17 protein-coding genes are annotated in these 20,263 nt (G+C 72.7%); 11 read left to right on the top strand and 6 right to left on the bottom strand.

The features are described from left to right. Positions 1-118: 118 nt before the first annotated feature. The 5 genes from QSK20_RS13680 to QSK20_RS13660 all read left to right on the top strand — a co-directional run bounded on the left by QSK20_RS13680 (position 119) and on the right by QSK20_RS13660 (position 7,243). Positions 119-1,054, top strand: a complete 936-nt coding sequence (locus tag QSK20_RS13680; protein ID WP_285788988.1) for an ABC transporter ATP-binding protein — start codon at positions 119-121, stop codon at positions 1,052-1,054. Continuing rightward, positions 1,051-1,878, top strand: coding sequence for an ABC transporter permease (locus QSK20_RS13675; protein ID WP_285788987.1), 828 nt, complete (start codon positions 1,051-1,053; stop codon positions 1,876-1,878). Before QSK20_RS13680 ends, QSK20_RS13675 begins: the two co-directional genes overlap by 4 nt. Positions 1,879-2,137: 259 nt before the next feature. Then, entirely contained in the window at positions 2,138-5,923 is a 3,786-nt protein-coding gene (locus QSK20_RS13670) for a multifunctional oxoglutarate decarboxylase/oxoglutarate dehydrogenase thiamine pyrophosphate-binding subunit/dihydrolipoyllysine-residue succinyltransferase subunit (RefSeq protein WP_285788986.1), read from the top strand. A gap of 73 nt (positions 5,924-5,996) precedes the next feature. Further along, positions 5,997-6,176 (top strand): DUF6104 family protein, encoded by a 180-nt coding sequence (locus QSK20_RS13665; protein ID WP_088982274.1) that lies wholly within the window; start codon positions 5,997-5,999, stop codon positions 6,174-6,176. Between the two features lie 35 nt (positions 6,177-6,211). Beyond that, positions 6,212-7,243, top strand: a complete 1,032-nt coding sequence (locus tag QSK20_RS13660; RefSeq protein WP_285788985.1) for a glycoside hydrolase family 6 protein — start codon at positions 6,212-6,214, stop codon at positions 7,241-7,243. Between the two features lie 9 nt (positions 7,244-7,252). Here the strand turns inward: QSK20_RS13660 and QSK20_RS13655 are convergent, their stop codons facing one another. Together QSK20_RS13655 and QSK20_RS13650 are read right to left on the bottom strand one after the other, a co-directional pair. After that, positions 7,253-9,523 carry a bifunctional polysaccharide deacetylase/glycosyltransferase family 2 protein gene (locus tag QSK20_RS13655; protein ID WP_352232294.1) on the bottom strand — a complete coding sequence of 757 codons (2,271 nt, stop codon included), beginning with the start codon at positions 9,521-9,523 and terminating at the stop codon, positions 7,253-7,255. Further along, positions 9,520-9,933, bottom strand: coding sequence for a hypothetical protein (locus tag QSK20_RS13650; RefSeq protein ID WP_285788984.1), 414 nt, complete (start codon positions 9,931-9,933; stop codon positions 9,520-9,522). The genes QSK20_RS13655 and QSK20_RS13650 overlap by 4 nt, the downstream gene beginning before the upstream one ends. Before the next feature lie 250 nt (positions 9,934-10,183). On the opposite strand from QSK20_RS13650, the gene pta reads away from it, so the two are divergent. Together pta and QSK20_RS13640 are read left to right on the top strand one after the other, a co-directional pair. Further along, a complete protein-coding gene (gene pta / locus QSK20_RS13645; RefSeq protein WP_285788983.1) occupies positions 10,184-12,256 on the top strand; it encodes a phosphate acetyltransferase in 2,073 nt (690 codons plus the stop codon). Continuing rightward, on the top strand, positions 12,253-13,371 hold the full coding sequence (locus QSK20_RS13640; protein ID WP_285788982.1) for an acetate/propionate family kinase: 1,119 nt from the start codon (positions 12,253-12,255) through the stop codon (positions 13,369-13,371). The genes pta and QSK20_RS13640 overlap by 4 nt, the downstream gene beginning before the upstream one ends. A 77-nt stretch (positions 13,372-13,448) precedes the next feature. Here QSK20_RS13640 and QSK20_RS13635 read toward each other — a convergent pair whose 3' ends face one another. Continuing rightward, the gene (locus QSK20_RS13635) at positions 13,449-13,631 is read right to left on the bottom strand and encodes a hypothetical protein (protein WP_285788981.1); all 183 of its coding nucleotides are present in this window, start codon (positions 13,629-13,631) and stop codon (positions 13,449-13,451) included. A 144-nt stretch (positions 13,632-13,775) separates the two neighbouring features. Here QSK20_RS13635 and QSK20_RS13630 point away from each other — a divergent pair, with 144 nt between their 5' ends. Further along, positions 13,776-14,669: an alpha/beta hydrolase family protein gene (locus tag QSK20_RS13630; protein WP_285788980.1), complete on the top strand. Its 894-nt coding sequence runs from the start codon at positions 13,776-13,778 to the stop codon at positions 14,667-14,669. A gap of 40 nt (positions 14,670-14,709) precedes the next feature. After that, positions 14,710-15,678 carry an alpha/beta hydrolase family protein gene (locus QSK20_RS13625; protein ID WP_285788979.1) on the top strand — a complete coding sequence of 323 codons (969 nt, stop codon included), beginning with the start codon at positions 14,710-14,712 and terminating at the stop codon, positions 15,676-15,678. Between the two features lie 59 nt (positions 15,679-15,737). Here QSK20_RS13625 and QSK20_RS13620 read toward each other — a convergent pair whose 3' ends face one another. Next, positions 15,738-16,700 (bottom strand): zinc-binding dehydrogenase, encoded by a 963-nt coding sequence (locus QSK20_RS13620; RefSeq protein ID WP_285788978.1) that lies wholly within the window; start codon positions 16,698-16,700, stop codon positions 15,738-15,740. 173 nt (positions 16,701-16,873) lie between these two features. Between QSK20_RS13620 and QSK20_RS13615 the strand changes: the two genes are divergently transcribed. After that, on the top strand, positions 16,874-17,413 hold the full coding sequence (locus tag QSK20_RS13615) for a hypothetical protein (RefSeq protein WP_285788977.1): 540 nt from the start codon (positions 16,874-16,876) through the stop codon (positions 17,411-17,413). 52 nt (positions 17,414-17,465) lie between these two features. After that, positions 17,466-18,416 (top strand): COG1361 family protein, encoded by a 951-nt coding sequence (locus tag QSK20_RS13610; RefSeq protein ID WP_285788976.1) that lies wholly within the window; start codon positions 17,466-17,468, stop codon positions 18,414-18,416. A 138-nt stretch (positions 18,417-18,554) separates the two neighbouring features. Here the strand turns inward: QSK20_RS13610 and QSK20_RS13605 are convergent, their stop codons facing one another. Both QSK20_RS13605 and QSK20_RS13600 read right to left on the bottom strand, forming a co-directional pair. Beyond that, complete coding sequence (locus QSK20_RS13605) at positions 18,555-19,733, bottom strand: NAD(P)-dependent malic enzyme (protein ID WP_285788975.1); 1,179 nt, start codon at positions 19,731-19,733, stop codon at positions 18,555-18,557. Between the two features lie 139 nt (positions 19,734-19,872). After that, positions 19,873-20,220: a S24/S26 family peptidase gene (locus QSK20_RS13600; RefSeq protein WP_285788974.1), complete on the bottom strand. Its 348-nt coding sequence runs from the start codon at positions 20,218-20,220 to the stop codon at positions 19,873-19,875. Positions 20,221-20,263: the final 43 nt, after the last annotated feature.

The following is a 20,263-nucleotide window of genomic DNA, read 5'->3' as shown; positions in this document are numbered from 1 at the left end:
GGAGGACCCGGTCCTGCCTGAGGTGGAGACACATCTCAGAGTCGAGCGTTATTGACCTTGCCCGACCCAGCCGTCACGCTGGGTAACGGCGCTTCTCTGCGCCAGGGAGAGGAGAAAGATGTCTGACGGGCAGCCGAGCCCCGCCGACCAGGGTCGGATCGTGGTGTCCGGCCTGACGAAGCAGTACCGCACCGTGCGCGCGGTCGACAACCTGTCGTTCACCGTGCAACCGGGACGGGTGACCGGCTTCCTCGGGCCGAACGGCGCGGGCAAGACCACCACACTGCGGATGCTGCTGAACCTGGTCACCCCGACCGAGGGGACGGCCACCATCAGCGGGACGCGCTACGCCGACCTGGCACAGCCGCTCCGGCACGTCGGCGCGGTCCTGGAGGCGTCCAGCGCGCACAAGGGGCGTACCGGGATCAACCACCTCCGGGTGATCTGCGCGGCGGCGGGCCTGCCGAAGCAGCGGGCCGACGAGGCGCTCGCCATGGTCGGCCTGACGCCGGCGGCGAACCGCAAGTTCAAGGGCTACTCGCTGGGCATGAAGCAGCGGCTCGGCATCGCCGCGGCGATGTTGGGCGACCCCCGGGTGCTGATCCTGGACGAGCCGGCGAACGGCCTCGACCCGGAGGGGATCCGCTGGATGCGGGGCTTCCTCAAGGGCCTGGCCCACCAGGGGAAGACGGTGCTGGTCTCCAGCCACCTGCTCTCCGAGATGCAGCTGCTCGCCGACGACGTGGTGATCATCGCGGCCGGGCGGCTGATCCGGCAGGGACCGGTCGCCGAGGTCCTCGGGTCGATGACCCAGAGCGCCCGCGTACGGGTGCGTACCCCACAGGCGGAGGCGCTGGTCACGGCGCTGAAGGAACTCTCCGCCACGGTCGAGCCGGACGGGCAGGGCGCGCTCCTGGTCGCCGGCGTGGACGCCCCCACGGTCGGCCGGGCCGCGCTGGCCGCCCAGATCGAGCTGCACGAACTGACGCCGGAACGACCCGACCTGGAACGGGTCTTCCTGGACCTGACGGCCGGAAAGGCGGACATCCGATGATGAACCTGGTCCGGTCCGAACTGCTCAAGATCCGTACGACCAGCACCTGGTGGCTGCTGGCGATCGGGGCCTTCCTCGCCACGGCGGTCGCCTTCGCGTTCAACGCCTGGCTCACCCACGTCTCGCTCACCGGCGACCCCGCCGAGATCGGACTTCCGCCCGAGGAGGCGGCGGCCCAGGCCGACGTGGCCGGGCAGGCGGCGAACCTCTACACCTCCGGGCAGTTCTTCGGCCTGCTCCTGGTGATGCTGATCGGCATCCTGATGGTGACCAACGAGTTCTTCCACCAGACGGCCACCACCACGTTCCTCAGCACGCCCCGCCGCACCTCCGTGATCGCGAGCAAGCTGATCGCGGCGTCGGCGATGGGCTTCGTGTTCTGGCTGGCCACCACCGTGATCGCCCTGGTCGCGGGCGTGATCTTCATGTCCGCCAACGACTTCGGCACCCAGCTCGGCGAGTGGGAGGTCCACCGGGCCCTGCTGCTCAACCTGCTGGCGTACGCGATCTGGACGGTCCTCGGCGTGGGCCTCGGCACGCTGATCACCAACCAGCTCGGCGCGGTGATCACCGCCTCGGTGGTCTACCTGGTCGGCACGCAGGTCGTGGGGCTGCTCTTCCTGCTCCTGTCCAACCTGTTCGACTCCGAGGCCATCCTGGAGTGGCAGGTGGTCTGGCCGGCGATGGCCTCCCAGATCATGATCAGCGGCATCGACTCGCCGATGCTGCCGCCGTGGTGGACGGGCGCCCTGGTGCTGGTCGCGTACGCGGTCGCCGCCGGACTGGCCGGCATCATGATCACCCGCCGCCGGGACATCTCCTGAGGTCGGACCCTTCCGGAGTGCGGCGGGACGGCGCGTCGACGCCGCTCCCGCCGGGGCGGATCGCCTTAGCAGGAGGCGACGGCCTACCCGGCAGTTGGTGAATTTCTGGCGTCTTCTGTGAAACGTGACACGGGCCGGAGGCGGAAATGCCTCCGGCCCGCGCACGGCGTAGCCTGGGAGCCGTCTGTCCGCTCCCCCCGGGGACTGCCCGCGGACGTCGCGAGACACACAACCCGCGTGAAAGAGGCGATTACCGGCCGTGTCGACCCAGCAGACTTCGCAGGAGAACCCACTGGCGGGTTTCGGCCCGAACGAGTGGATCGTCGAGGAGATGTACCAGCGCTACCTCGCCGACCCCAACAGCGTCGATTCGGCCTGGCACGACTTCTTTGCCGACTACCGGCCCGGTCCGGGCGCCGGCAGCCCGGCGACGGCGCCGAAGAAGGCAGCCCCCGCCACCACGGCGGAGCCGGCCGGGCAGCAGGAGCCCGCCGCGACCGTGACCCGGCCCGACGGTGACCGCCCGTCCGCCGGGCAGCCGGACAACGGCCGGACGGCCGCGCCGCAGGCGAAGCCGGCGGCCAAGCCGGCCGCCACCGCGCCCACCAAGACGGCTCCGGCCAAGCCCGCTCCGGAGAAGGCCGCCCCGGCCAAGCCGGCCGCCAAGGCCGCTGCCCAGCCGGCACCGAGCGGCCCCCGCACCACCCCGCTGCGCGGCGTGGCCGCGCGCATCGTCCAGAACATGGACGCCTCGCTGAACGTGCCGACCGCGACGAGCGTCCGGGCCGTGCCGGCGAAGCTCCTGGTGGACAACCGCATCGTGATCAACAACCACCTGGCCCGGGGCCGGGGTGGCAAGGTCAGCTTCACCCACCTGATCGGGTACGCGATGGTCCGGGCGCTGGTCCAGCACCCGGAGATGAACAACTCCTTCGCCGAGGTCGACGGCAAGCCGGCGATGGTCACGCCGGAGCACGTCAACCTCGGCATCGCCATCGACCTGACCAAGCCGGACGGCACCCGCAACCTGGTGGTCCCCTCCATCAAGGCCTGCGAGCAGATGGACTTCCGGCAGTTCTGGCAGGCGTACGAGGACGTGGTCCGGCGCGCCCGCCGCAACGAGCTGACCATGGACGACTACGCCGGCACCACGATCTCGCTGACCAACCCGGGCGGCATCGGCACGGTGCACTCGATCCCCCGGCTCATGCAGGGGCAGAGCGCGATCATCGGCGTCGGCGCCATGGAGTACCCGGCGCCGTACCAGGGCATGAGCGAGGCCACCCTGGCCGAACTGGCGGTCAGCAAGGTCATCTCGCTGACCAGCACCTACGACCACCGGATCATCCAGGGCGCGCAGTCGGGCGAGTTCCTCAAGGTCATGCACGAGCTGCTCCTCGGCGAGCACGCCTTCTACGACCAGATCTTCACCTCGCTGCGCATCCCGTACGAGCCGGTGCGCTGGATGCGCGACGTCGCGGTCAACAACGAGGGGCAGATCAACAAGACCGCCCGGGTGCACGAGCTGATCCACGCGTACCGGGTGCGCGGCCACCTGATGGCCGACACCGACCCGCTCGAGTTCAAGATCCGCAAGCACCCGGACCTGGACGTCCTCCAGCACGGGCTGACCCTGTGGGACCTGGACCGCCAGTTCCCGGTCAACGGCTTCGCGGGCAAGCGGCGGATGAAGCTGCGCGAGATCCTCGGGGTGCTGCGCGACTCGTACTGCCGCCGGATCGGCATCGAGTACATGCACATCCAGGACCCGGAGGAACGGCGCTGGATCCAGGAGCGGATCGAGCGCCAGTACGAGAAGCCGACCGCCGACGAGCAGAAGCACGTGCTCAACCGGCTGAACGCGGCCGAGGCGTTCGAGACCTTCCTCCAGACCAAGTACGTCGGGCAGAAGCGCTTCTCGCTGGAGGGCGGCGAGTCGCTGATCCCGCTCCTCGGCGAGGTGCTGGAGTCCTCCGCCGAGGCCGGGCTGGACGAGGTCGTCATCGGCATGGCCCACCGGGGCCGGCTGAACGTGCTGGCCAACGTCGTCGGCAAGCCGTACGAGAAGATCTTCTCGGAGTTCGAGGGACACCTCGACCCGCGCTCGACCCAGGGCTCCGGCGACGTCAAGTACCACCTCGGCCAGAACGGCAAGTTCAGCACGCCCGACGGCGAGCACCAGGTCAAGGTCTCGGTGGTGGCGAACCCGTCGCACCTGGAGGCGGTCGACCCGGTGCTGGAGGGCATCGTCCGGGCCAAGCAGGACCGGATAGACCTGAAGCTGGAGGGGTACACCGTGCTGCCGCTGGCGGTGCACGGTGACGCCGCCTTCGCCGGTCAGGGTGTGGTCGCCGAGACGCTCAACCTCTCCCAGCTGCGGGGGTACCGCACCGGCGGCACCGTGCACGTGGTGGTCAACAACCAGGTCGGCTTCACCACCGCCCCGGAGTACTCGCGGTCCAGCCTCTACAGCACCGACGTGGCCCGGATGATCCAGGCGCCGATCTTCCACGTCAACGGCGACGACCCCGAGGCCGTGGTCCGGGTCGCCCGGCTCGCCTTCGAGTACCGTCAGGCGTTCAACAAGGACGTCGTCATCGACATGGTCTGCTACCGGCGGCGTGGGCACAACGAGGGCGACGACCCCTCGATGTCCAACCCCCAGATGTACAAGATCATTGACTCGAAGCGCTCGGTCCGGAAGCTCTACACCGAGGAGCTGATCGGTCGGGGCGACATCACCGTGGAGGACGCGGAGGAACTGCTCCGCGACTACCAGGCGCAGCTGGAGCGGGTCTTCAAGGCCACCCGGGACGCCGCGTCGGCCCCGAAGCAGGTCGCCCGGCCGCGCCGCGAGGACGAGCCGGAGCCGCAGGTGGAGACCGCCACCGACGCCGCCGTGGTCAAGGCGGTCGGGGACGCGCACGTCAACCTCCCCGAGGGCTTCACCCCGCACAAGCGGATCCAGCAGCTGCTCGACCGGCGGGCGAAGATGTCCGTCGAGGGCGGCATCGACTGGGGCTTCGGCGAGATCATCGCCTTCGGCGCGCTGCTGCACGACGGGGTCACCGTCCGGCTCGCCGGGCAGGACTCCCGCCGGGGCACCTTCGTGCAGCGGCACGCGGCGGTGGTCGACGCCAAGACCGGCGACGACTACCTCCCGCTGAAGTCGCTCACCGCCGACGGCGAGCGGTCCCGGTTCTTCGTGCACGACTCGCTGCTGTCCGAGTACGCCGCGATGGGCTTCGAGTACGGCTACTCGGTGGAGAACGTCAACGCGCTGGTCTGCTGGGAGGCCCAGTTCGGTGACTTCGTCAACGGCGCCCAGTCGGTCATCGACGAGTTCGTCTCCTCGGGCGAGGTGAAGTGGGGCCAGCGCTCGGCGGTGACCCTGCTGCTGCCGCACGGCCACGAGGGCCAGGGCCCGGACCACACCTCCGGCCGTCCCGAGCGGTTCCTCCAGATGTGCGCCGAGGACAACATGCGGGTGGCCATCCCGACCACCCCGGCGAACTACTTCCACCTGCTGCGTCGCCAGGCGTTGTCGCCGAAGCGCAAGCCGCTGGTGGTCTTCACGCCGAAGTCGCTGCTGCGGCACAAGCTCTGCATCTCGCAGGTGGAGGAGTTCACCTCGGGCACCTTCCAGCCGGTGCTGCGCGACGGTTCCGCGCCGGCGCCGGAGCAGGTGAAGCGGGTGCTGCTCTGCTCGGGCAAGGTCTACTACGACCTGTTCCAGGCCCGCGCCGAGCGGGGCGTCACGGACACCGCGATCATCCGGATCGAGCAGCTCTACCCGCTGCCGGTGGAGGAGATCCGGGCGGCCCTGGCCGAGTACCCGAACGCCGAGGACTTCGCCTGGGTGCAGGAGGAGCCGGCCAACCAGGGCGCCTGGAGCTTCGTCGCGCTCAACCTGCTGGAGCACCTGTCCGACGTCCGGCTGCGGCGGATCTCCCGGCCGGCTGCGGCGGCCCCCGCCGTCGGCTCGGCGAAGATGCACGACGTCGAGCAGACCGCGCTCATCGAAGCGGCCCTGCCCCGTCCCTGAGCCCGTCCCACGCTGGGGCAGCGCCCGCCGACACCGGCCGGGCCTGCCCCAGCGGCATGTCGAGGAGAGCACCGTGTACTTCACCGACCGTGGTATCGAGGAGCTGGTCCAGCGGCGCGGAGAGGAATCCGTGTCGGTCGAGTGGCTGGGCGAGCGGCTGCGTGACTTCGTCGACCTGAACCCGGAGTTCGAGACGCCGATCGAGCGGTTCGCCACCTGGCTGGCCCGGCTGGACGACGAGGACGACGACTAGTTTTCCCAGCTGGGGCACCAGGTAGCGTGACGGCCGTGCGCAACAGCCTCCCTCTCGGCCGCCGTGCCACCCTGCTGGCCGGGATCGCGCTCACCGTGTTCCTGGCCGGCTGCGCGGACGGGGCCACCGGCGGGCGGACGCCCACCGGGACCGCCCCGGCCACCCCCGCGCCACCGCCCCCGGTCTTCTACGTCGACCCGTACAGCGCGGCGGCCGAGCAGGTCACCCGATGGGAGCGGACCCGCGGCGGCGACGCCGCGACACTGCGCGGGATCAGCACCCGGCCGACCGCCCGATGGCTGGTCGACGGCACCACCCCGGTCACCGACCAGGTGGCGGACTACCTGGCCGACGCGGCGCTCGCCGGGCAGATGCCGATCCTGGTCACCCACAACCTGCCGCAGCGTGACTGCGGTCGGCAGGGCGGCGGGGGCGCCGGCACGGCCGGGGCGTACCAGACGTGGATCCGGGAGCTGGCCGGCGCGGTCCGGGGTCGTCCGGTCACCGTGATCCTCGAACCGGGCGCGGTGCCGGACGCCGTCGACCGCTGCGTGACCGACGTCGACGAACGGCTCACGCTGCTGCGCGACGCGGTCACGGTGCTCGGCAGCACCGGCAGCGCCCGGGTCTACCTGGACGCGGGGCACCCGGGCTGGGTCCGCGACCCCGCGAAGCTGGCGGCGGCGCTGACCCGGGCCGGGATCGCCGACGCCGACGGCTTCGCCCTGAACGTCGCCAACTTCGTCGGCACCCCGGAGAACCTGCGGTACGGCCACCGGATCTCCGACGCCCTGGACGGCACGACGACGTTCGTGATCGACACCAGCCGCAACGGCAACGGCCCGTACCCGGAACCGACGGTGGCGGGCGCACCGAGCTGGTGCAACCCGCCGGGGCGGGCGCTCGGCGAGGAACCCACCACCGAGACCGGCCTGGACCGGGTCGACGCGCTGCTCTGGATCAAGTACCCGGGCGAGTCCGACGGGTCCTGCCGTCCGGGCGAGCCGGAGATCGGCGTCTGGTGGCCCGAGTACGCCCTCGGGCTCGCCGAGCGCGCCGGCCGCTGACCCGTCACGTCATCCCCGGCCGGTCACCGGCGCCACCGGTCGGCCCGACGGACCGGGGCCGGCGGCGTCGAGCCCGGTGCGGCGCAGCTTCTGCCAGCCGAGCCGGCCGCCGGTCAACGCGGTGACCACGGACTGGACCAGCACCAGGTACATCAGCTGGCGGTAGACGAACTGCTGCAACGGCAGCACCCAGAGGACCCCGAGTTTCTCCCGGTCCAGGCGGAACGCCACGATCGCGGTGAGGAACTGCAACCCGAGCATCGCCAGCCAGGCCAGCGCGGTCTCCGTCCGGTCCAGGAAGACCAGGCCGTACAGGGCGAGCAGGTCGATGACCGGGGCGGTCAGCGGCAGCAGCACCCCGAAGAGGGTCAGGAACGCCAGGCACCGTCGGCTGAACCGGCCGGAGGCGCCCCGGTCGAGCACCGAGCGGCGGTGCTTCCACATCGCCTGCATGGTGCCGTAGCTCCACCGGTAGCGCTGCTTCCACAACTGCCCGAGACTGGTCGGCGCCTCCGTCCAGGCGCGGGCGCTCTCCTCGTACACCACCTTCCAGCCGGCCCGGCCCAGCGCCATGGTGACGTCGGTGTCCTCGGCGAGCGTCTCGTCGGTCATCCCGCCCGCGTACGCCAGCGCCTGCCGCCGGAAACCGCCGATCGCGCCCGGGACGGTGGGCATGCACCGCAACGTCTCGTAGAGGCGACGGTCCAGGTTGAAGCCGATGACGTACTCGATGTGCTGCCACTTGGCGATCATGCTGCGCCGGTTGCCCACCTTGACGTTGCCGGCGACCGCGCCCACCTGCGGGTCGGCGAAGGGCTGGACCAGCCGTCGGACCGCGTCGGGCTCGAAGACGGTGTCCCCGTCGACCATGACGATCAGGTCGTGCCGGGCCAGCGCGACGCCGGTGTTGAGCGCGCTCGGCTTGCCGCCGTTCGGCTTGCGGACCACCCGCACGTTCGGCAGTCCGAGACCGGCCACGATGTCGGCGGTGCCGTCGGTGGACCCGTCGTCGACCACGACCACCTCGATGCCGCCGGGGTGGTCGCCCGAGGCGAGCGAGCGGACCGCCGCCGCGATCCCCTCCTTCTCGTTGTAGGCGGGCACGACCACCGAGACCGGTGCGGTCACCGGTGGCCCCCAGGACCAGTCCCGCCGGCGTCGGCGGCGGGCGTGCCGGAGCGCCAGCAGGAAGAGCAGCACGGTACGTCCGATGGTGAGCACGCCGACGACGACGAAGAGCACGTTGAAGAGCACGAAGGTGAGGTCGGCGGCGCGTACCGCCCGGATCACCATCGCGCCCCGCCACTGCTCCCCCGTCGAGGCGCTGGTCGGGCCGGGCCCGCCCCCGGTGGCTCCGGCCTCGGCGAGGGCCAGGTCCAACGCGCCGCTGACCGTCGTGAAGCGGTACCCCCGTTCCTTCATCATCGGGATGAAGCGGTCCAGCGCCTCGACGGTCTGCGAGCGGTCACCGCCGGAGTCGTGCCAGAGGGTGACCGCCCCGGCGTAACCGGTCGGGGTGGAGTTGGCGATCATCGAGTCCGGCCCGCGCCGCTCCCAGTCCCGGCTGTCGAGGTCGTTCACCACGGTCAGGTAGCCCAGCTCGCCGGCCTGCCGCAGCAGCGGCCAGTCCCGGTCGAGGAAGGCGTCCGCCCGCGACGAGTACGGGAACCGCAGCAGGTTGGTGCGGATCCCGGTGGCGCCGGCGATGGCGAGCTGGGTCTGGGTGTACTCCATCCGGCGCTGCCAGCCGGGCAGGTCGACCAGGTGGGGGTGGGTGAAGGTGTGCACGCCGAGTTCGTGCCCGGAGTCGGCCAGCGCGCGGACCAGGTCGGGATGCCGGACGACCTGGTTGCCGAGGACGAAGAACGTCCCGGGCACCTGGTGGCGTTCCAGCACCTTCATCACCTCGGGGGTCCACCGCTCGTCCGGACCGTCGTCGAAGGTGAGCACCATGGTGCGGGGCGGCAGCCGGTACGACTGCGGGCGGCCGGAGGTGGTGTTGACGATCGGCCCGCCGTCGCGGATCTGCTCGGGCACCTCGCCCTGCCCGCCGCCGGCAGTGACCTCCGCCCGGTAGTCGGGGACGAACGAGCCGTTGGCGTACGCCTGGACGAAGAGGATGCCGCCGAGGAGGACGAAGACCATCGCGAAGATGGTCCAACTCGGTCGCGGCACGTAGCGCCGGACGCGGTTCGCCGGACCGGCGAGCGGGAGCGGCCGGGCGTGCCGGCGGGGCCGGTCGGCCGGCGGACCGGGTACGCGGTGGGGCGGCTGGCTCACGGCGCGGGCGCTTCGGCTGACGCGACCGGCTCCTGCGGGGACGGCGCGGGGGGCACCGGAGCCGGGCTGGTGACCGGCGGCGCGGGCGACGTCGTCCGGGTCGGGGTGCCCTCCGGCCGGTCGCTGCCCGACCCCTCCGCCGGCGGGCTCGGCGAGGGGGTGGTCGGCGTCGGCGCGGAGGGGGTGGCGGAGGGGGTGGCGGAGGGCGAGGCGGGGGTTGCCGCCGGGCGACGGGGCGGCGTGCGGGAGGTGGGCGCGGCGGAGGGTTCGACGGCGGGCGTGGGCTCGGCCACCGGCTCGACCGGCGGCGGCTGCCACTGCCGGGTCGTCGGCTCGACGAACGGGATGATCGTCTCCGGCCGGACCGGTCCGCCCGCGAAGCTGACCCCCACCAGGGCGGTGTACGCCACCCCGGCCAGTCCGAGGGCGTACGCGGTACGACGGAGCCACCGCCGACGGCGGCCGCTGGGATCGACGAAAATTGGGGATCGTTCCGGAGCAACAGGGATAATCTCGGTAGGGCCCTCCACCCCGGCGAGTCAACCACGGACAAGTCCCGCAAACCCGCGCCTGTGTCCCGTCTGACATGGGAAAACGTGGCGACGCGACCATCCGGACCGCAGGCGGGCGCGGCGCACGCCGACCTAGTAGGTTGGCCGCGTGGCCCGCAGCGTCTATCTCACCAGCGTGGGTTCCGGCGGAGGAAAGTCGACGATCGCGCTCGGTCTCGCCGAGTTGCTCTCCCGACAGGTCGAGCGGATCGGCGTGTTCCGGCCGCTGGTCTCCGGAGTCCGGCCGGACCCGATCCTTGCCCTGCTCGCCGACCGCTACCGGGTGGACGTCAGCGCGGCCGAGCCCGCCGGGGCCACCTACGCCGAGGCGCGGGCGCTGGTCGGCGAGGGACGGCGGGAGGAACTCGTCTCCCGGATCGTCGCGCGGTACCGGGAGATCGAGCGGGGCTGCCCGGCGATGGTCGTGGTGGGCAGCGACTTCGCCGACTCCGGTGACGGGGCGGCCCCCCGTGAGCTGGCCTTCAACGCCCGACTGGCCACCGAGTTCGGCAGCGTGGTGGTGCCCGTGGTGGACGGTTTCGGGCAGGAGCCGGAGGCGGTGGCGGCGGCGGCCCGGGGGGCGTACCACGATCTGGTGGACCTCGGGGCGACGGTGCTGGCGGTGATCGCCAACCGGGTGTCCGGGCCGATGACGCTGCCGGAGCTGCCCGTGCCGGCGTACGCGATCCCGGAGGTGCCGACCGTGTCGGCGCCGACGGTGGCCGAGGTGGCGACGGCGCTCGGCGCCACCCTGCTCGCCGGGGACGACGCCGCGCTCGGCCGGGACGTGCTCGACTACGTGGTCGGCGCGGCGCACGTGCCGACCCTGCTGGAGCACCTGACCGACGGCTGCCTGGTGATCACGCCCGGGGACCGGGACGACCTGCTGGTGGCGGCGAGCGCCGCGCACGTGGCCGGGCAGGTCTCGGTGGCCGGGCTGGTGCTCACCCTCGGCGAGCGGCCCGATCCCCGGGCGATGCGGCTGGTCGAGCGGATGAACACCGGCCTCGCCGTGCTGTCGGTGCCGACCGACAGCTACGACACGATCTCCGCGTCGAACCGGATCGAGGGGCGGCCCAGTCCGGCGAACCCCCGCAAGGTCGAGGCCGCGCTCGGCGCGTTCGAGTCGCACGTGGACACCGTCGACCTGGCCCGCCGGCTGGAGGTCAGCCGGTCCGCGCGGGTCACCCCGCTGATGTTCGAGTACGACCTGATCGACCGGGCCCGCGCCCGGCAGCGGCGGCTGGTGCTGCCCGAGGGGTCCGAGGAGCGGGTCCTGCGGGCGGCCGAGATCCTGCTCCGGCGGGGTGTGGCCGCGCTGACCCTGCTGGGCCGTCCGGACGACATCGCCCGGCGCACCCGGGAGTTGGGCATCGACGTCGGCGGCGTCGAGGTGGTCGACCCGGTCACCAGCGAATGGCGGGACGATTTCGCCGAGCGCTACGCCGAGCTGCGCCGGCACCGGGGCGTGACGGTCGAGTTGGCGTACGACATCGTGGCGCAGCCGAACTACTTCGGCACCATGATGGTGCAGACCGGGCACGCCGACGGCATGGTCTCCGGGGCGACGCACACCACGGCCGCCACCATCCGCCCGGCCTTCGAGATCATCCGTACCGTGCCGGGGCTCTCGGTGGCCTCCAGCGTCTTCTTCATGCTCCTGGCCGACCGGGTGCTGGTCTACGGCGACTGCGCGGTCAACCCCGACCCGGACGCCGCCCAGCTCGCCGACATCGCGATCTCCTCGGCCGACACCGCCGCCCGGTTCGGCATCGACCCCCGGGTCGCCATGCTCTCCTACTCCACCGGCAGCTCGGGCGCGGGCGCGGACGTGGAGAAGGTCGCGGCGGCCACGAAGCTGGTCCGGGAACGCCGGCCGGACCTGCTGGTGGAGGGGCCGATCCAGTACGACGCGGCGATCGACCCTCAGGTGGCGGCCACCAAGCTGCCGGAGAGCCTGGTCGCCGGGCGGGCCACGGTCTTCGTCTTCCCGGACCTGAACACCGGCAACAACACGTACAAGGCGGTGCAGCGCTCGGCCGGCGCGGTCGCGGTCGGTCCGGTCATGCAGGGCCTGCGCCGCCCGGTCAACGACCTGTCCCGGGGCGCCACGGTCGCCGACATCGTCAACACGGTGGCGATCACCGCCATCCAGGCCGCCGGCAGCGGGGAGTCGTCGTGAGTCGGGTGCTGGTGCTCAACTGCGGGTCGTCGTCGGTGAAGTACCGCCTCTACGACTCCGACACCGTGCGGGACCGGGGCACCGTCGAGCGGATCGGCGAGCCCGGCGGCGGCCCGGCGGACCACGCCGGCGCGGTCCGGGAGATCCTCGCCGGGCTGGACCTGACCGGCCTGGTCGCGGTCGGCCACCGGGTGGTGCACGGTGGGCAGCGCTTCACCGAGCCGGTGCGGGTCGACGACGGGGTGCTCGCCGCGATCCGTGACCTGTTCCCGCTCGCGCCGCTGCACAACCCGGCGAACCTGGCCGGCATCGAGGTGACCCGCGACCTGCTGCCGGACACGCCGCAGGTCGCGGTCTTCGACACCGCGTTCCACCACACCCTGCCGGAGGCCGCCGCGACCTACGCCGTCGACCGGGAGACCGCCCGGCGGTACGGCGTCCGCCGGTACGGCTTCCACGGCACCTCGCACGCGTACGTCTCCCGACGCACCGCGGAGTTGCTCGACCGGCCGTACGGGGAGACCAACACGATCACCCTGCACCTGGGGAACGGGGCGAGCGCCTGCGCGGTGGCCGGTGGACGCAGCATCGCCACCTCGATGGGGATGTCGCCGCTGGAGGGCCTGGTGATGGGCACCCGCAGCGGCGACCTCGACCCGGCGATCCTGTTCCACCTGCACCGCGAGGGCGGTCTCGGCGTCGACGACCTCGACGACCTGCTCAACCACCGCAGCGGGCTGCTCGGGTTGGCCGGGGCCAACGACATGCGGGAGGTGCTGGCCCGCCGCGCCGACGGCGACCCGGCGGCGGCCCTCGCCTTCGACGTCTACTGCCGACGGATCACCGGCTACGTGGGGGCGTACTACGCCCTGCTCGGACGGGTCGACGCGGTCACCTTCACCGCCGGCGTGGGCGAGCACGCCGCGCCGGTCCGTGCCGCCGCGCTGGTCGGGTTGGAACGGCTGGGGATCAGCGTGGACCCGGCGCGCAACGCCACCGGCGACGGGGACCGGATCGTCTCGCCGGACGGCTCCGAGGTCGCGGTCTGCGTGGTCGGCACCGACGAGGAACGGGAGATCGCCCGGGCGGCCCGAGCCGTGGTCGCCGCCGGCTGAGCGCACCGGGAGCGGCGGCCCGGTCGACCCGGGCGGCCTGACGCGGGCGACCTGGCCGGGCGGCCTGATCCGGGCGGTCAGCCCAACGCGATCCAGAACGCCAGGGCGAGCAGCACCGAGGCCACCACCACCGCACCGATCAGCGAGGGCTTCGACGACTGCGCCACCGGCGGGCCGATCTGGCTGGCCAGGTCCGGAGCGGGCACGAAGGCGCGGTACGACTCGATGCTCCCACCGGGGTCGACGGAGTCGTCAGCCATGCCGACGAGGGTAGCGAAGCCGCGCAACCCGGGCCCGGCGAATCGCGCGTACGCCGACCGGGTCGGCCGGACCGACCGGCCGGTGGGCGTACCCGGTCCGGAAAGCGGGACCGCACGGCCCCGCCGCCACCTACCGTCTGCAACATGAAGCTGTCTCGCCTGCTCGCCGTGCTGCTGGCGGCGCTGCTGGCCGGATGCGGAACGGCCACCGCCGCGCCCGGCACGACGTCGGAGCCCCGCCCGGTTCCCCGGGAGGCGTACGACGTCGGCATGCGGACGCTCACCGTCGAGCCCCGGTCGGCCCGCCCGCTGCCGGTGACCGTCTGGTACCCGGCGGTCGGCCGGTCGGTCGCGCCGGGCCGGTTCCCGGTGGTGCTGTACAGCCACGGGCTGCGCAGCGTGCCCGCGCTGCACGCCGCGCTGACCACCCGGTGGGCGGCGGCGGGATTCGTGGTGGCCGCGCCGACCTACCCGAACACCAACCTCCGCTCGCTCCGGTTCGACCGGGCCGACGTGCGCAACCAGCCGGCGGACGCCTGGCGCGTGATCCGCCACCTGATCCGGTTGGACGGCACCCCCGGCGACCCGCTCGCCGGGCACCTGGACACCGCCCGGGTGGCCGCCGCCGGGCACTCGGCCGGGGGCTTCACCACCGCCGGCATGTTCGCCTCGGGCCACTCGGCACGACTGCGCGCGGGTGTCATCATCGCCGGGGGCGGTATGGCGGGCAGCTTCGCCGGGCCACCGGCCGCCCTGCTCTTCGTGCACGGCGGAGCCGACCAGATCGTGCCGTGGCACGTCGGTCGGGCCGGGTACGACCGCTCCGACTGGCCCCGGGCGTTCCTGACCCTGCCCGGCCAGGGGCACGGCGAGTTCCTGACCCCCGGCCGCCCCGGTTTCGCGCAGGTCCTCGCCGCCACCACGGACCTGCTGCGCTGGCGGCTCTACGAGGACCCCGCGTCCGGACGGCGGATCGCGGCCGGCGCCCGGCTGCCCGGCGTGACCGCCTTCGAGGACCGGCTCGACGTCTCCCGCTGAGCCGTCCGGCCGGTCCCGGCCGCGAGGCACAATCGAGGACATGCCCCGTCGCCGTACCGCCGCGCTCGTCGCCACCACGCTGCTCACCGTGGGGCTGGCCGCGTGCTCGACGGACGCCGCCCCGACCACCTGGTCCCCGGCGGCCGAACCGTCGGCGACCGCCACACCGGCCCCCGGGGTGCCGCGCGGGCAGGCGCCGGAGCAGACGTTCGCGGTCGGCGTGCGCCAGCTCCCGCTGAACCGGGACGGCGACCGGCCCCTGCCGGTGACCCTCTGGTATCCGGCGCGGGGCGAGGCGGGCGGCACGGCCGAACGGTCGGCCCCGGTCGCCGGGGGTCGCTTCCCGGTGGTCGTGTTCAGCCACGGGCTGGGCGCCCGGCCCGCCGACTACGCCGCCCTGCTCACCCGCTGGGCGGCGGCGGGTTTCGTGGTGGCCGCCCCCACCTTCCCGAACACCAGCCGGGGATCCGCCCAGGTCAACCCGCTCGACGTGCTGAACCAGCCGGCCGACGTGTCGTACGTGCTCACCGAGGTGCTGGGGTTGGACGAGCGGGCCGGCGACCCGCTGCGCGGGCGGCTGGCCACCGACCGGGTGGCCGCCACCGGGCACTCCGCCGGCGGGGTGACCACCATCGGCCTGTTCACCCTGGACCGGGACGAGCGGCTCGACGCCGGGGTGGTCCTCGCCGGCACCGCGCTCGGCGTGGGCAGCACGTTCGCCGGCGCCGCCGCCCCGCAGCTCTTCGTGCACGGCGAACTCGACGAGGTGGTCGACTACGCCTCCGGCCGGGCCGCCTACGACCGGGTGCCCTGGCCGAAGGCGATGCTGAGCCTGCCCCGGGGCGACCACGGGCGGGCCCTGCTCTCCGACGGCGCGTCCCTACGGGTCGTCTCGGACACCACGGTCGAGTTCCTGCGTTGGAGCCTCTACGGCGACGAGGCGGCCCGGGGCCGGCTGCCGGCGGACGCGGCCCGGGGCGGCCTCGCCACCCTGGACGACCGCCTCTGAGGCCGACCGGCACCGGTCGGGGCGCCGCCAACAGCGTCGGGCAGGGTGTCCGCCCAGGGTCAGCGGGTGTGGTCGACGACGACCTTTCCGAAGACGTCACCGGAGTGCAGCCGGGCGAACGCCTCGGTCACCTGGCTGAACGGGTGCACGCTGTCGACGACCGGCCGCACCTCACGCTCGGCGCAGAAGGCGAGCAGCTGCGCCATGTCGTCCGGGGTGCCCATCGACGTGCCGAGGATCTGCAACTGCATGGCGAAGATCCGACGCAGGTTGACCTTCGGCTCGTGCCCGGCGGTCGCTCCGGAGACGACGATCCGGGCCATCGGCGCGGCCGACTTCAGCGAGTGGTCGAAGGTGGCCGCGCCGACCGTCTCGACGACCACGTCGACCCGCTCCGGCAGCCGGGCCCCCGGTGCCACGGCGGTCGCGCCCAGCGCGGCGATCCGCTCCCGCTTGGCCGCGTCCCGGCTGGTCGCGTAGACCCGCTTGCCCATCGCCAGGGCGAGCGCCACGGCGGCCGTGGCGACGCCGCCACCGGCGCCCTGCACGAGCACCGCGTCGCCCTCGTCGACCCGCCCGACGGTCTTGAGCATCCGCCAGGCGGTGAGCCAGGCGGTGGGGAGGCAGGCGGCGTCCGTGACCGAGAGCCCGGCGGGCAGCGGCAGCAGGTTCGCCCGGGGAACGGCCACCCGCTCGGCGAGGGTGCCCTGGGCGTGCTCGGAGAGGAGGGAGATGCCGCGCGGGTCGCCCTTGTCGGCGATCACCGGGTAGACGACGACCTCGTTGCCGTCCGGGTCGACGCCCACCGCGTCGCAGCCGAGGATCATCGGCAGGCGGTCCTCGCCCAGGCCGACACCGCGCAGCGACCATAGGTCGTGGTGGTTGAGCGAACTGGCCAGCACCCGGACGGTCACCCAGTCGTCGGCCCAGTGGGTCGGCTCGGGCTGCTCTCCCACGGTGAGGGCGGCGAGCGGGTCGGCGTCGTCGAATCGGGAGGCGAAGGCGGCACGCATGGTCGGCACGGTAACAAGGATGCCGGTCGCGTGCAGCCCCCGCCGGGTGACGCTCGGCAACCGGTCCGGAAAGCGGGAGCGGATGCCCGGGGGTGAATTCGCCGTTTCACCGACGTCTAAGGGGATGCGGCTTTAACTTACTTCTGTCCGTTATATCCCGCAATCAGAGGTGGAAATCTTTCGTGAGGGCACAATTCCTGGCTGCCGGCCTGGCCGGCACCACACTGGCCATCGGGCTCGCCTCTCCGGCGTTGGCCGAGGACACCATCGTCACCCTGTCCGTCGCGGCCGAGGACGGACTCGCGATCTCCGTTCCGGCGACGGCGAACATCGGTACCGGAAACCCCGGTGACAGCGTCTCGGGACAGATCGGGCCGGTGACCGTGACAGATCAACGCGCCGCGCTGAACGCGAGCTGGAACGCGACGGTCATCGCCACCGACTTCACCACCGGCGGGGCCACCCCGGCGGAGACGATCCCCAACATCAACGTCCGCTACTGGTCCGGCGGCGCCACCGCCACCACGGGCAACGGCACCTTCACTCCCGGCCAGCCGGGTCCCGGTGACGCCCAGATCATCAACGTGCCGAGGACGGCGTTCTCCCTCACCGGCGGCAACGGCGACAACTCCGCCACCTGGAACCCGACGCTCGTGGTCAACGTTCCCGAGACCGCCGTCGCCGGGGTCTACACGGGCACGGTGACCCACACTGTCCTGTAACCGCGTCCGGCGGCTGGTGATGCTGGCGTCCGTCGCCGTCATGACGTTCACGGTGCCCGCATCGCCAGCCGCCGCCCTCCCGGGATCCCTGCCCCGGGCCGATGACGACCCGACCATCAGCATCCGGATGCTGGACATCCCGGCCGCCCGGGTGAAGGACCCCCGCGCCCGGGCTTACATCGTGGACCACCTCAAACCGGGCACCACCATCCACCGCCGCGTCGAGATCCAGAACTCGTCCCCCGAGCGGCAGCACATCGAGCTGTACGCGGCGGGCGCAACCGTCCGGGAGAACGTCTTCACCGCCTCCGACGGTCGCGGCGGCAACGAGCTGAGCAGTTGGGTACGCACGGAGGTGCCCAGCCTCGACCTGCCGGCCGGTGCCAGGAGGGCGGTCAAGGTCACCATCAGCGTGCCGCGGTCCGCCTCGCGCGGCGAACGCTACGCCGCGCTCCTCGCCCAGGTCACCAAGCAACCGACCGACGGCAGCAACATCGGCCAGATCCGCCGGGTGGGCGTCCGGATCTACCTCGACGTCGGCCCTGGCGGCGAGCCGCCCACGGACTTCCGGATCGACGGACTCGCCGCCGGCCCGGGCCCCGGTGAATGGCCTGTCGTCACCGCGCGGGTGCACAACACCGGCCAACGTGCCCTGGACATGGGCGGCGCCCTCTCCCTGTCCCGCGAGTCCGGCACCGCCAAACTCGGCCCTTTCGTCGTCACGACCGGCGTCACGATCCTGCCGGGCCAGAGCGGGCAGGTCAGCGCGGAGGTGACCGAACCCCTCGCGCCCGGCCGCTGGACCGCCCGGCTGGTGCTGACCAGCGGGACGGTGGAACGCGAGGTGGAAGGGACACTGACCTTCCCCGTACCGGTCGAGGCCACCGCGGTGGAACCCGCCGGACGAACCGGGCTCGCGCTACCGGTCGTCGTCGGAGCGGTGCTCGCCGTCGCCGGCACGCTGCTCGCCTGGCACCTGATCCGTCGCAGGCGCTCCGGCTGAGCCGTCGGGGCGGTCCCGGACACCTTCGACGAGCCGGCACCGGGCAGGGATGTCCGGGGCACGGCTCAGGTCGTCGTCGGAAGCGACGGAGGGCTCCGGCCCGTCGAGCGGGCGGGAGCCCTCCGGCCTGCCGGTGGCTCAGGCGCGGGCGACGCCGTCGACGCGGGCCGCCTCGGCGACCGCCTCGGCGACCGCCGGGGCGACCCGGGGGTCGAGCGGGGAGGGCACGATCGCGTCCGCGGTCAGCGTCTCGCTGACCACTCCGGCGATCGCGTCGGCCGCCGCCACCTTCATGTTCTCGGTGATCCGGGTGGCTCGGGCGTCCAGCGCCCCCCGGAACACGCCGGGGAAGGCGAGCACGTTGTTGATCTGGTTGGGGTAGTCGCTGCGGCCGGTGGCGACCACCTCGACATGCCGGGCGGCCACCTCCGGGTGCACCTCCGGGGTGGGGTTCGCCAGGGCGAAGACGATGCCACCGGAGGCCATCCCGGCCACCGCGGCCTCCGGGATCTGACCGCCGGAGACGCCGATCAGCACGTCGGCGTCCCGCAACGCCTCGGTGATGTCCCCCTGCCGACCGGCGGCGTTGGTGATGGCGGCCAGTTCGGCCTTGGTCGCGGTGAGGTCGGGGCGGTCCCGGCCGATGATGCCCCGCGAGTCGCAGACCACCACGTCGTCCGGGTTGACGCCCCCGGCGATCAGCATCTTGGTGACCGCGATCCCGGCCGCGCCGGCACCGCTGACCGCGACCCGCAGGTCACCGAGCTTGCGGTTGAGCAGACGGGCCGCGTTGCGCAGGGCGGCCAGCACGACGATGGCGGTGCCGTGCTGGTCGTCGTGGAAGACCGGGATGCCGAGGGCCTCGTCGAGACGGCGTTCGATCTCGAAGCAGCGCGGCGCGCTGATGTCCTCCAGGTTGATCCCACCGAACGACGGGGCCAGGGCGGTCACCGCCGTGACGATCTCGTCGACGTCCTGGGTGTCCAGGCAGATCGGCACGGCGTCCACGCCGCCGAACTGCTTGAACAGAACCGCCTTGCCCTCCATCACCGGCATCGCGGCACGGGGACCGATGTTGCCCAGGCCGAGTACGGCCGACCCGTCGGTCACCACCGCGACGGTGTGCGACACCCATGTGTAGTCGTCCACCAGGGCGGGGTCGGCGGCGATGGCCTCACAGACCCGGGCGACGCCCGGGGTGTAGGCGAGGGAGAGATCCTCCCGGCTGGTCAGCGGCACCGTCGAGGCGACGGCCATCTTGCCGCCGGCGTGCAGCCGGAAGACGGGATCAGCGGGATCCACAGAAGACGATGACATGGTGACTCCAGGATCTGTCGAGCAGATGGACCGGCCAGCCGGGCCACGTGGTCAGCGGCAGCGGGCGGCACGCGGTGCGGGGGTCACCCGGGCACCGCCCGAGCATAGTGTCCGGCATGAACCTCGAATGTGAGTAGGGTCATAACCGTCGGTCACTGAAGCGCCGGGGCCGCGGCCAGTAGCGCGCGACCACCCGTCCCCACACGTCGGCCACCCCGTGGACACGGGAGTCGTCGGTGACGAACTCGTTGTCCCCGCGTACCCACCAGCCACCGTCGGCCGGGCGGACCGCGCGCTTGACCACCAGCAGGTCCGGGCGGCTACGGAAGACCGCGACCACGATGTCGTCCGGACGGACGGCGCGACCGCCGACCCGGACCAGCAACGCGTCCCCGTGCCGCAGCGTCGGGGCCATGGAGGGCCCGGTCACCAGTACGGCGGTGAGCGGCCCGCGCGGCCGGGGCGACCCGCCGCCACCAGTGGTCACCGGGTTTCACCTCCGCACCGTCGGGGAGCAACTCCAGGAGTAA

It is taken from the genome of Micromonospora sp. NBRC 101691 (genome assembly GCF_030269285.1).
GTDB lineage: Bacteria > Actinomycetota > Actinomycetes > Mycobacteriales > Micromonosporaceae > Micromonospora > Micromonospora echinospora.
This window is presented reverse-complemented; position numbering and strand designations above follow the sequence as displayed.

Excerpts from the sequence above, each read along its gene's own strand:
- QSK20_RS13605 (WP_285788975.1), bottom strand. The coding sequence starts at position 19,733 with ATGTCATCGTCTTCTGTGGATCCCGCTGATCCCGTCTTCCGGCTGCAC.
- QSK20_RS13635 (WP_285788981.1), bottom strand. The coding sequence starts at position 13,631 with ATGGCTGACGACTCCGTCGACCCCGGTGGGAGCATCGAGTCGTACCGC.
- QSK20_RS13680 (WP_285788988.1), top strand. The coding sequence starts at position 119 with ATGTCTGACGGGCAGCCGAGCCCCGCCGACCAGGGTCGGATCGTGGTG.
- QSK20_RS13675 (WP_285788987.1), top strand. The coding sequence starts at position 1,051 with ATGATGAACCTGGTCCGGTCCGAACTGCTCAAGATCCGTACGACCAGC.
- QSK20_RS13630 (WP_285788980.1), top strand. The coding sequence starts at position 13,776 with ATGAAGCTGTCTCGCCTGCTCGCCGTGCTGCTGGCGGCGCTGCTGGCC.
- QSK20_RS13625 (WP_285788979.1), top strand. The coding sequence starts at position 14,710 with ATGCCCCGTCGCCGTACCGCCGCGCTCGTCGCCACCACGCTGCTCACC.